Below are 11,905 nucleotides of genomic sequence, written 5' to 3'. Positions count from 1 at the left end.
AGCAGGAGGTGGCGCACACCGAACTCATGACGGCATAGTCGAACCAGCAGAGCCTCACGCGAGAACCGAGCTACACCACTCCGCGGGACGTGACCCTCCTCTCCAGTGCCCACCCGCCTTTCCGCACGTCCCCCGGCCATTTCAGTACCCACCCGCCTCCCCGCACGCGCCCACCCGCCTCGGTCGCCTCCTCGCACGTGCCCACCCGCCCCCTTCCGCAGGCCTATCCGCCTCCTCCGTGCTGCCCGTCACGTGCCGCCTCGCGGGATAGGTTCCGCGTCCTACCAACACAGTCGCCGCCAGCCACCGCATCGCTTCAGGACCATGGAGGCCGCAGGCGGGCAGAGTGGCATCGGGGGCGCAGGGACCGTGAGGCTCATGCTGCGCCTCCGCCTCCTGCTGTGCAGTGGTCGCCTGTCGTGCCACGGTGAGCCGCCCCCGGCAGGACGGTCACACCGCACATCGCGCCTGCTCACAAAACGTCCTGTCTCGTCCTGTCCCGTCCCGCTCGTCATCCCGGTAGCCCGGCATGGGACGCACGGATACCGCCCCCTCGATGCCCCGGCAACGAGCCTCGGTTGCATGAAGTTATCCACAAGCCACGGTCCAGCTCGTCCGGCCATCCCCAGAATCCCGTTCGCCTCCGTCTGACCTCCCCGCCATCCGCCAAGGTCGGTGACCGAACACAACACCGACGACGGACGAAGGGACGCCCCTCATGGCCCCGAAAGACGAGCTCGGCAAAGAAGGCGAGCACCTGGCCGCGATCTACCTCGAAGCCAAGGGGATGACGATCCTCGAACGCAACTGGCGCTGCCGTCGCGGCGAGATCGACATCATCGCCCTGGACGGTCAGGTCCTGGTGGTCGTCGAGGTCAAAACCAGATCCAGCAGATCCCACGGCACAGCCTTGGAATCCGTGAACCCCACCAAGCTGGCCCGGCTCCGCATGCTGGCCGCCAAATGGCTGTCGGCGCAGTCCCGTTCCTTCGAAGCCGTGCGCATAGACGTGATCGCTCTTGAGCGTTTCGCGGGCAACTTCGCCCTGCGCCACATACGGGGGGCGATCTAGATGGCCGTGGCTCGGACCCGCAGCGTCGCGCTGGTCGGTGTGAGCGGCCGCAGCGTCGAGGTGGAGGCCGACGTGGGCAACGGTCTGGCCGGCATCCACCTCATCGGCCTGCCCGACACGGCGCTCAGCGAGGCCCGCGACCGGGTGCGATCCGCCGTGGTCAACAGCAGCTACCCATGGCCGGACGCCCGCATCACCGTCAGCCTCTTCCCCGCCAGCCTCCCCAAGCGCGGATCCCAGTTCGACCTCGCCATCGCCATGGCGATCCTGGGAGCCGCAGGAGTCGTCCCGGCGGAACGCATCGCCGAGCCCTTCTTCCTGGGTGAGCTGGGCCTCGACGGCCGAATCAGGCCCGTGCGCGGAGTGCTCCCGTCCATCCTCGGCGCCGCGGCGGCGCACGAAGACGCCACGATCATCGTCCCGTCGGAGAACTCGGGAGAAGCCGGCCTGGTCCCCGACGTGAACGTGGTCCCGGTGGCTCACCTGCGTCAGCTGGTCGAGTGGCTACGCAAAGGCGACAAGCCACCCGAACCCGAGGCCGATAACCGTGTCGACACGCCCAAGCCCGTTCCCCAACCCGACGTCGACCTGGCGGACGTCGTCGGCCAGCCCGTCGCCCGCCGAGCCTTGGAGGTGTGCGCCGCAGGCGGCCACAACCTGTGGATGGTGGGCCCGCCCGGCACCGGCAAGACCCTGCTGGCCGAACGCCTTCCCACCCTCCTGCCGGACCTGGAGCTCGACCACGCCCTGGAGGTCACGGCCATCCACTCCGTCGCGGGGTTGCTGCCGCCCGACAGTCCCATGATCAACGGTCCGCCGTTCGTCAGCCCCCACCACACGGCGACGGCGGCCGCCATCATCGGCGGTGGCAGCACGGTCGTCCGTCCCGGAGCGGTCTCCCTCGCGCACAGGGGTTTGCTGTTCATGGACGAGGCCCCCGAGTTCCCCCGTCACGTCCTCGACTCGCTGCGGCAACCACTGGAGTCGGGGCGCGTCACGGTGTCCAGATCCGCGGCCTCGGTCACGTTCCCCGCCCGGTTCATGCTGGTGCTGGCCGCCAACCCGTGCCCCTGCGCCCAGGCCGACGACCAGGCCGGCGCGGCCTGCCGCTGCTCGCCCACCACAAGACGCCGATACCTGGGCCGGCTGTCCGGTCCCCTCCTCGACCGCATCGACATGAAGGTCACGGTCGCCCGTTCGTCCAGACGCGAGCTCCTGGCCGACCGCCACTTCGTCGAATCCAGCGAAACAGTGGCCGAACGCGTCCTGCTGGCCCGCGAGCGCGCCGTCAAACGCCTGGCCCACACCCCCTGGCGGACGAACGCCGAGATCCCCGCATCCGTCCTCCACTCCGATTTCCGTCCGTCCGATGCGGCGATGAAGCCCATGACCTCCTGCCTCGATTCTGGCTCCCTCACCGCCCGCGGCCTCGACCGCACGCTGCGCGTCGCCTGGACCCTCGCCGACCTCGCCGGCAAAGACCGCCCAGAAGAGGGCGAGACCACAGCAGCCCTCGGTTTCTGGCTCGGAGTACGACCGTGACCCCGGCCGTCCGCCTGCACACCACCCCACCCACGAAGATCGCCAGGAGGCCCCTGTGAATAGCCCAGAGCACGAGGCCCGTGCGGCCCTCATGCGAGCCGCCGACGTGGGCGACACGGCCATGGGCCGCCTGGTGGCGCACCTTGGTGCCTCCGGAGCGGTGGAGGCGATCCGCGAGCGTGCACTTCCACCGGCCTTCACCGCCCAGGAGTCCCGGCAGGAACGTCCGTGTGACCTGTCGGGGAGGCTGAGCGCCTGGTTCCTCCGGCTGGCGGCGTCGAAACCCGCCGCCGATCTGGAGGCGGGCGAGAAGCACGGAGCCAGGCTGATCGTCCCCGGTGACCCCGAATGGCCCACGCAACTGGACCATCTCGGCCCGAGCCGCCCCCTGGGTCTCTGGTTGCACGGCACGGCCGACCTCCGTTTCGCCTGCCTGCAGTCCGTGGCCGTCGTAGGAGCCCGAGCCGCCACCCAGTACGGCCTGCACATCGCCGCCAACTTCGGCATCGGCCTTAGCGAAGCGGGCTGGTCCGTCGTCTCCGGCGGCGCCTACGGCGTGGACGGCGTGGCCCACAAGGGCGCCCTGCTGGCCGGCTCACCCACGGTGGTCGTGCTCGCCTGTGGAGTGGACATCTGCTACCCGAGCGGCCACCAGGAGCTCTTCGCCCAGGCCCGTGAACAGGGCGTCGTGATGAGCGAATGCCCGCCCGGCGTCCACCCCACCCGCGCCCGCTTCCTGATCAGGAACCGCCTCATAGCCGCCCTGACCAGAGGTACGGTCGTCGTGGAGGCCGCCCTACGCAGCGGTGCCCTGAACACCGCCGGCCACGCACTCACTCTCAACCGGCACCTGGGGGCGGTGCCAGGGCCCACCACATCCGCGCTGTCGGCCGGCTGTCACAAACTCCTGCGCGAACGCAAGGCCGTCTGTGTCACCACTCCGGAGGAGATGATCGAACTGGTCGGCGTCATGGGCGACGACCTGGCCCCGCAGACCCGATCCCCCGTCGTCCCCCGCGACGGCCTGAGCGAATCCACCAAGAGAGTCCTGGACGCCATCCCCACCCGCGGCGGCGCCGGCCCGGCATCGATAGCGGTCTCAGCAGGCGTCAGCATGGACATCACACTGAGCGCCCTGGGCGGTTTGGCCGCAGCCGGATACATAGAACGAACAGGCGGCGGCTGGCGCCTCCGCAAAACCGCATCCAGCTACCCGAAAGCCCCCGAATCCATGGCCCTGACCCCACCCCCGGCCAACGAAGCCCCCGCCCCAGACCTCCCGCCACCTACGGTAGACGACACCCCACCCCCACCCCACCCCGAAGAACTAGCAACCCCTACCTGACCAACCCGTGCGACGTAGGGGCATGCGGCACCGCCGATGTGACCGCCACCATGACCCAGATGACGAGTTCGTGAGGTGAGATGGTGAGGGAAGGGGCATGGGGGCGATCGAAAATGACTGACATGTGGGCGATGCGACGCGCAACCAAGCCGCAGCCGGCGTCCACGCCGCGCCGCGGCGTGCCTTGCCTGTCCACTCAGGCGATGGACCTGCACACCGCTCCCATGGCGAGCCCGAGGCGCCGGGCGGCACAGTAGTGACACAGGTGGCAAATGTTCGTGCGGACAGTGGGTGAAGCCTTGAACAACAACCTCAACGACAGCCTGAACCACGACCCGAATCACGACCTGCCCCCCAACGCGGACGCCAGCCTGAACCCCCACGTGAATGCGGACCTGAATCGTGACCCGAACGCCGATCTAAATCGTGACCCGAACTGCGATTCGAATCGTGACCCGAACTGCGATTTGAATCGGGACCTGGATGCCGACGAAGTGCTTGCCGAGTTCGAGAGATATTTGCGGTTCGAGCGAGACCTTTCCCCACATACAGTGCGCGCCTACCTCTCCGACATCACCGCCCTCCTCGACCACCTCCGTGGACGGCTCGACGGCCTGGACATCAGCGAGTTGCGAGGTTGGCTGGCCGACCAGCACAGCGCAGGCAAGGCAAGAGCCACGCTGGCCCGCAGAACGGCGTGCGTCCGGACCTTCACCGCGTACTGCCACCGCCGGGGCTGGCTCGCCGCCGATCCCGGCCTGTTGTTGGGCAGCGCAAAGGCGCCCCGTCCGTTGCCCGCTGTGCTCGACCAGGACCAGGCGCAGACCGTCCTGAGCGCGCCACCGTCCACCGGCGATCCCAAGGACCTTCGAGACCAGGCACTCCTGGAGCTCCTGTACGCCACAGGTGTGCGCGTGGGCGAGCTCTGCGCCCTAGACGTCGATGACGTGGACCGGGACCGGCATGTCATCAGAGTCCTGGGCAAGGGACGCAAGGAGCGTTCGGTGCCGTTCGGGCTGCCGGCGCTTCGAGCTCTGGACCGGTGGTGCATCAACGGGCGTCCCATCTGGGTTCGGGAACGCTCCGGACCGGCCCTCTTCCTCGGAGTCCGCGGCGGCCGGATCGACGCCGGTACCGTACGACGAGTGGTGCACGCGCGGCTGGCCCAGACCGAGGGCGCCCCGGACATGGGCCCACACGGACTGCGGCACACCGCGGCAACCCACCTCCTCGAAGGGGGTGCCGACCTGCGCAGCGTCCAGGAACTACTTGGTCACGCCTCCCTCAACACAACCCAGATCTACACCCACGTCTCGATCGACCGCCTCCGCACCGCATACCGCCAAGCCCACCCCCGCGCCTGACCACAGACACCAGCACGTCATCGCCTCCCCTCACCAACCCTTCGCCGCCCGGCTGAGCGCAAGGGGCACAAGACGTCGAACCAAGCCTCCACGTAGGCATTGGGCCCGGCCGAGCCCGCCCGCAGACGACGCAGCACGACGCGTTCGAGCGTGCTACGCAGTTCCCCAACTGACGCCAATGGCCCAAGACCTGAAGCCGTGTTGGCCTGAAGACCCGAAGGCGCGACGACACGGCAGTGGCGTCGCTGCGCATGGCATGCGAAGGGGCGAGGGCAGTGAACGCGAAGAGCATGTCCCTCCCGCGCCGGCCGTGATGGATCCACGGTGCGACAAACCGAGAGACCAGCGAGCGCCTAACCGACGATGGCTCTACTGGGTGGGAGCGCGCGAGGGAGGCGAGCGCGCGGGAACGTGGGTGACGTGCAGCGCCTTGGTTGAAGACCTGACCTACCTGGCGGGCGCCGGCTTGCTGGACGCTCCAGATCACCTGCCGTCATCCAACAGCAGGACACGTCTGTCCTCGGCCCCCTCCGAGGAGGAGCGGGGAACGAAGGATCGCGCACGAAAGCGGCACGCATGGCGTAGGACCAAGCCCCTCCAGCATAGGAGGGCGTAGTAGCGGGCACGGCCTCCCACCGGACCCGCCCCCGTCCCGCCTGGGGGTGCGGGGTGGGCATCTACGCGGGTCCACCCTCCGTTTGGAAGCCTCCCGCCCTGCCAGGGGTGCCGGCTTCGGCGCGGGCCCAGCCTCCGCTTGAGTGAGTCCCTGCTCCGCTGGGGTGTGGGCTCCGGCGCGGGTGCAGCTCTTGCCTGAGTGAGTCCCCGCTTGGTTCGGTTCCTGCTGGACGAGCTTCCCATTGCGGCGGAGAGACGCGTCTCGCATACAAGGGAGTGGTGACCATTCGGCGCCTGTGTTGACCCACGGTAGCCAAGAGGTGCGTAGTCGCCGTTCAATGGCGAGGGGGGCCTGTGCCGCTACAGGCAACCACAACCACACATGGCGCTGGTTTCGTGTGCGGTGGATGTAGGCCGCATCGGAAGCGCGGTCCTGGTGCACCGCATTCGGTGCCTGGCTCGGCGGTGAGGACACCAAGGAGCAAGAGGTGCGAGGGGCGAGGGTTCAGAGACGTTTGGTCGGCGTCGGCGTCGGTGCGGGTGTCGGGCGCGCAACGCCGGTTGGCGGGCGGACAGCGGATAGCGGAGAGCGCGCGGCTACAGAGGTGGTGGACGGGGGCGCGGCGGGGCGCGGGGCGAAGCAAGGCGCTGGGATGAGTTGGGGCTTGGTCCGGGTTCGAGGGCGCATGCGCTTCCTGATGAGGCTTGCGGGTCGTGTCCATCTAACGGCGGTGAATGGGCATCTTGGCTGCCTTCAAGGAACTTCGTGATCGATGCGGCGGCCGTTGTGAGGTTCTCGTCGTGCGCTTGGAGGTTCTCGGTCGGGGGCGAGGGTCGGGGGTTGAGGGAGGGCTTGAAGAGTAAGGCTTCGGGGCGGTTTCAAGGGGGTCAGGACGAGCGTCGTGAGGGTGGGGTGGGTGGGCGTCTGTGGACCCCTTCTGTTGGGGGTTTGCGGTGTTGGCCGCTTCTGAAGCCATGGTGCTTCTTGTGGGGGCGTCGGCGGCGGCGTAGGGCAGTGATCAGGAGTGCGGTGCCGAGGAGGGCGCCCAGTCCGATTGCTGGAGCTGCTGGCAGTGAAGCCGCATGTGTCAGGAGTCGAAGGACGGTTGCATAAGGCCTCGTGGGGGCGCGAGTTGGGTCAGGTCGCTGCTCGGAAGTGCTGGCTGATGCGTTGCGGAGGGGAAGGTCGCTGGGACGTATCTCCGGGCGTGAGGGGGTGACTGCAGGGGTGATGGGCGGGGGCTCGGGGGTCGGCTCTGTGGTGAGGGCAAGTGCCTCCAGGACTGTGGAGTAGGGGGATGGGAGCGCGTTCTGTGCGTTCGAGGGGGAGTCGCGGTGCGCGAGGACTGTGAGCAGGGGCGGGGGGAGGGGGACGCGAAGTGGGGGCGGAGGAGGCGTGGGGGCGTTGGGGAGCAGGGTTCGTGACAGCGGAGCCGGCGGGTTCAGGAGCAGACGTAGGGACGAGTTCGGGCGGTAGAAGGCGGCGGACAGGCTGGTGAGAAGGGGGAGGGCGGGTGGGGGCGAGGTGGCGGGTGCAAGGCCTTGCGAGGGGGCGAAGGAGACGTCAAGTGGAGCATCGGAGGGCTCGATGGGGACGGCAAGGGGCGCTCCGGAAGGCTCGGAGAGATAGGTAAGGGGTGCTTCGGAGGGTTCGGAAGCTTCGGAGGGATGGGCAAGGGGTGCTTCGGGGGCCATGGGCAGCAGGGGTGGGGGAATCGGGGGCGGGGGCGTTGTAGGCCAGATGGGCAGGAGGCGGATGGGGGCGTGGCCTAGGAGGAGGAGAGGGTCGAGGTAGCGGGTGCTTTGGAGCAGGCCCCAGTGCAGGCATGACTCCTGGCAGTGGCTGTGTGCAGCTTGTACGACACCCAGACGGCTGCCCATCGTGATCGGCGCACCTTGCTTCACCGATGGGCTGATCGGCAGGTACGTCGTTCGGAGTCCGCCTGGGTGGTCGATGGTGACGACTCCTCTTCCGCCTACTGGGCCTGCGAAGCGGACGGTGCCAGAGCCTGCGGCCAGGACAGGCGTGTCGGCGGAGGCGGCCAGGTCTACGCCGCGGTGTCCGGCCAGCCAAGGAGCCAGGGGTGGGGCGAAGCGGCGCAGGATGCGGGGGCTACCGTCGAGTGGCCATCGCCAGGCAGGTGGGGCGGCCTTCGCCAGCGGAGTGGGGGTGGCGATGGTCGTGAGCATGATCGCTGTCACGAGCACGACGAGGGAGATCACGGCGCGGCAAGCCATGTTCTGCGCGCATGGTCTCGGCGGTGATGGTGCTGAGCAAGGGGACAGGGCGCGGAGGCGTGGGCGAAGTGACAGCGTGCGGAGACGCGGGCGAAGTGACAGCGCGCCGAGGCGTGGGCGTGGGGAGAGGGAGGGCAGACGTGGATAAGTGGATAGGCACGGGAGGCGTCGATGAGGGGATGGGGACGGAAGACGTGGATGAGGGGGCATGGCGGGAGTTTCGCCGGGGGCGGCCTGCCGAGGTCGAGGCGAGCGGGATTCTGTGGATGGAGTAAGCGGTGGGAAGCCTCCTGTGGACAACCTGTCCTGTGCTGAGTTCCGCCGCCCGCCCGGTGAAATCCAGTGGACCGAGCTCCGCCGGCCGTCCGGTGAAATCCAGTGGACCGAGTTCCGCCGTCCGCCCGCTGATATCCAATGAGCCCAGCTCCGCCGTCCGCTCGCCGGGGTGAAATGCAATGGACGAGGTCATGCGCGCGATGCGAGAGTCCCACCCGTGAGCCCGACCGCAGCCTTCCCCGATCCCGTCCCGCTGGCCGGGGGTCTCGTTCTGCGCCAGGCACGGCCCGCTGACCTTGACCAGATCAGCGCGCTTCTCACCGATCGTGGCGACTCGTCCGACGCCTTCGACCACCGGCTGGTCGTCTCGGACCCGGAGGTCGGCTGGTCCGCCTGCGCCGTTGTCGTGGATGGAGAGCGGGTCGTGTCGACCGCGACGCTCCTTGACGAAGAGGTGCGCATCGGGAGCATCCGCCTACCCGTCGGCCAGGTCGAACTGGTCGCCACCGACCGCGAGTACGAAGGGCGCGGACTCGTACGGGCGCTGATGCGATGGGCTCATGACCGCTCCGCCGCCCGTGGGCACGTCGTTCAGGTGATGATCGGGATCCCGTACTTCTATCGGCTGTTCGGCTACGAGTACGCCATCGACATACCGTCGGCGCTGACCGTACACACGCCACCGGCCGGTGAGGGCACGCCCGCACTTCGCGCCGCGCGGCCCGCCGACATCCCCGCCATGGCGGCTCTGCAGGACATGGCTCAGGACCGGTTCGACGTGGCCATGCCGCATTCGGCGGCATGCTGGCGATGGCTGCTCGACCACCGGTCGAGCACCTCCTGGGTTCTGGAGCACGCCGGCACCGTCATCGCCACCGGACGCACCACGCCACCCGACGATGGTGAGGTGCTGCTGGCCGAGGCTGCCGCCGCTGACGAGAGCGCGGTCTGCGACCTGCTCAGTGCCGTCGTCGCCCAGTTCCCTGGAAGTGAGCTGAAGGTCGTTCGTCGGGCCGGATCCGTGACTGCTGCCGCCTGGCAGGAGTTCCTCGAAGGCGAACCGCGGAAGCGGGCGCAGCAGTACTACGTGCGCATTCCGGACGTCGCGGTGCTGCTCGACCGCCTCCGGCCGCTGCTCTGGCAGCGCCTCACCGCGGAGGGGACGGACCGCACCGGCGATGACATCGTCATCTCCACGTTCGGCGCCCATTACCGGATCCCGGTCGGCGCCGATGGCCTCGGCCAGGTCGTCACAGGCGGACCGATGCAGAGACCCGGATCCGTGAAGGGCGTCGGAGTGGCGCCTGACCAGTTGCCTGCCCTGTTGTTCGGCCCCCACGGGATGGAGGGGCTGACCCGCATCCGGCCCGACGTCTACGCCGGAGAGGAAGAGCTGTTCCAGGCGCTCTTCCCGCCGCTCACGGCGGATCTGCTCACCTACTACCTGCCGTATTAGGCCCGTTCCAGCTTCAGGTCGCTGTTCGGCGGAGCTCGATATGGCCGATTGCTGCGGTTCTGGTCGACCGCCGATGGCCGCTTCCACCGGTGGCGGCGGCTACAGGACGTTGATGAAGCGATGATCGCCGCAGCCGCGCGGGTGGGGGGCAGGGGCAGGTCGATCTTTGTCTGGTTGGTGTGGGCTGCACTGTTGCGTCACCACCACGCGGCCGGTGTGGGGATCGATCCAGAGCTGCTCCAAGAGCTGGAGAAAGACTGCGCCCAAGGGACGGGCCGCCGCAGTGACGGTAAGCGCCGACGCCGGCAGGGGAGCGATCAACGGAGGGGCGCCGTAGGCCGTGAGGATGAGGGCTCTGGGCGCATGCAGTCAGGGCCGGTGCAGACGCTGTGGGCGTACATGCGTTGGCATGGAGAGCAACGGGGGGCGAGGTGAGTCCGGGTAGGCGGGGTGCGGGATCTGGCGGAGTGGAGGTGGCTAGATGACGGAGTGGCGCTTGGCTTCCATCAGATTCTTCAGGGTCTCGGGGGTGGGGTTTTGCGGGGGCGCGGGGAAGGTGTGGGAAGTCTGAGGGCGGTTGGGGCGTAGGGGGGAGAGCCAGATCCAGAGGCTGCTCAGGGCGATGCCCGCCGCGCTCAGAAGGATGACCGGGCGCAGGCCCATGAACTCGGCCAGTATGCCGCCCGCCAGGCCGCCGACGGCCAGGACGCCCTGGACGGCGAAGGTCATGGTGGCGTTCACGCGGCCCCGCAGGGCGGCGGTGGGGGTGTCGCGGAGGGTAATCACGCCCATGCAGGTGGCGAAGGCGACCACGATGACGCCGGTCATGACGCCCGTCAGTCCGAGGACGGTGAGCTTCACCCAGAGGGGACCGGTCAGGAGGCCGACGGCGAGGATGTCCAGCGGGAAGAACAGGACCGAGACGAGCAGGATGCGGTTCTCGCCGTAGCGCTTGGACAGGCGGGAGGTGAGCCAGGCGCCCAGGAGGCCGCCAGCGCCGCTCAGTGCCGTCAGGAAGCCGATCATGCCCTTGGGGATGTCGAGCGTGTTGACCATGTAGAGCATGTAGACGGCGATGTACGCCATGGCGAAGAAGTTGATCGTCACGCCGGCGCCCAGGACGGCTCGGAGCGCGGGGTGGGTGAGGCTGGTTCGCAGGCCCTCGACGATGTCGCGCCACATGCTGGACGAGCGGGTGGGCTCGTTGTGCTCCGGGGTGCGGATCGAGCGGAGCAGGAGGGCGGAGGCGAGGAAGGACAGCGCCTCGGCCAGTACGGCGAACGGCGCGGTGAGCGTCTGGACCAGGATGCCGGCCAGGCCGGGGCCGCTCACGGAGGCCACCGAGTACGAGGCATGGAAGCCGGCCATGGCCTCGGTGCGCTGCGACGGGTCCACGACCGCGGCTATGTAGGGGAAGTTGGCGGATTTGAAGATGACGCCGGCCGTACCGATGACCAGGGCCACGATGATCAGCCAGGGCACGGTGAGGACGCCGAACAGCCAGGCCAGCGGGACGGTGGCGGCGGCTGCGCAGGAGACGAGTTCACAGGCGATCATCAGCGGGCGGTGCCGGGTGAGACGGTCGGCGATGGCGCCCGACTGGAGGCCGAACAGCAGGGCGGGCAGCGGGGCGGCGGCGGTCAGCAACCCCATCTCGGCGGGTGAGGCGGTCAGCAGCGTGATGGCGGTCAGCGGGACGGCCAGCTTGGAGACCTCCGAGCCGGTGATCGAGATCGTGCGGGCGCTCCACAGCAGGCGGTAGTCGCGCTGTTTGCGGAGGGGGAGTGGGGGCGTCGTGTCCATGTTGAGGTCTCCGGTGGCGAGTTCGGGCGGGGATGGGGCTGCAAGGGGTGCCGGTTGGGCGGGGGCTGGGGAGGCGCGCTGGTGAGAGCGGGGGTTACGGGCCGGTGCGAGTGGCGGTTCGGCGAGGACGGAGGGCGGTCCAGGTGGTCTTGAGGTGGGGGCAGACGGCGGTGCGGGTGGTCTTGAGATGGGAC

At 68.8% G+C, this 11,905-nt stretch carries 7 protein-coding genes; 5 read left to right on the top strand and 2 right to left on the bottom strand.

Features of this window, described 5'->3' with window-relative positions:
* Positions 1 to 718 precede the first annotated feature (718 nt).
* The 4 genes from ACIBST_RS47870 (at position 719) to ACIBST_RS47855 (ending at position 5,323) form a co-directional block, all read left to right on the top strand.
* Positions 719 to 1,072 carry a YraN family protein gene (locus ACIBST_RS47870; RefSeq protein ID WP_397180117.1) on the top strand — a complete coding sequence of 118 codons (354 nt, stop codon included), beginning with the start codon at positions 719 to 721 and terminating at the stop codon, positions 1,070 to 1,072.
* Complete coding sequence (locus ACIBST_RS47865) at positions 1,073 to 2,614, top strand: YifB family Mg chelatase-like AAA ATPase (protein ID WP_397180116.1); 1,542 nt, start codon at positions 1,073 to 1,075, stop codon at positions 2,612 to 2,614.
* 55 nt (positions 2,615 to 2,669) lie between these two features.
* Positions 2,670 to 3,959: a DNA-processing protein DprA gene (gene dprA / locus ACIBST_RS47860; protein ID WP_397180115.1), complete on the top strand. Its 1,290-nt coding sequence runs from the start codon at positions 2,670 to 2,672 to the stop codon at positions 3,957 to 3,959.
* A 494-nt stretch (positions 3,960 to 4,453) separates the two neighbouring features.
* The gene (locus ACIBST_RS47855; RefSeq protein ID WP_397180120.1) at positions 4,454 to 5,323 is read left to right on the top strand and encodes a tyrosine recombinase XerC; all 870 of its coding nucleotides are present in this window, start codon (positions 4,454 to 4,456) and stop codon (positions 5,321 to 5,323) included.
* A gap of 1,503 nt (positions 5,324 to 6,826) precedes the next feature.
* Here ACIBST_RS47855 and ACIBST_RS47850 read toward each other — a convergent pair.
* Positions 6,827 to 8,128, bottom strand: a complete 1,302-nt coding sequence (locus ACIBST_RS47850) for a M23 family metallopeptidase (RefSeq protein ID WP_397180119.1) — start codon at positions 8,126 to 8,128, stop codon at positions 6,827 to 6,829.
* A gap of 541 nt (positions 8,129 to 8,669) precedes the next feature.
* Here ACIBST_RS47850 and ACIBST_RS47845 point away from each other — a divergent pair.
* Positions 8,670 to 9,908 (top strand): GNAT family N-acetyltransferase, encoded by a 1,239-nt coding sequence (locus ACIBST_RS47845; RefSeq protein WP_397180114.1) that lies wholly within the window; start codon positions 8,670 to 8,672, stop codon positions 9,906 to 9,908.
* Positions 9,909 to 10,385: 477 nt separating this feature from the next.
* Here the strand turns inward: ACIBST_RS47845 and ACIBST_RS47840 are convergent, their stop codons facing one another.
* Positions 10,386 to 11,711 (bottom strand): MFS transporter, encoded by a 1,326-nt coding sequence (locus tag ACIBST_RS47840; RefSeq protein WP_397180113.1) that lies wholly within the window; start codon positions 11,709 to 11,711, stop codon positions 10,386 to 10,388.
* Between the last annotated feature and the right edge of the window lie 194 nt (positions 11,712 to 11,905).

Origin of the sequence: Nonomuraea sp. NPDC049684, from assembly GCF_044465345.1 — a bacterium.
In the GTDB taxonomy this organism is placed as follows: domain Bacteria; phylum Actinomycetota; class Actinomycetes; order Streptosporangiales; family Streptosporangiaceae; genus Nonomuraea.
Note: the sequence above shows the minus strand (reverse complement) of the source record. Positions and strands in the feature narration are given on the sequence as shown.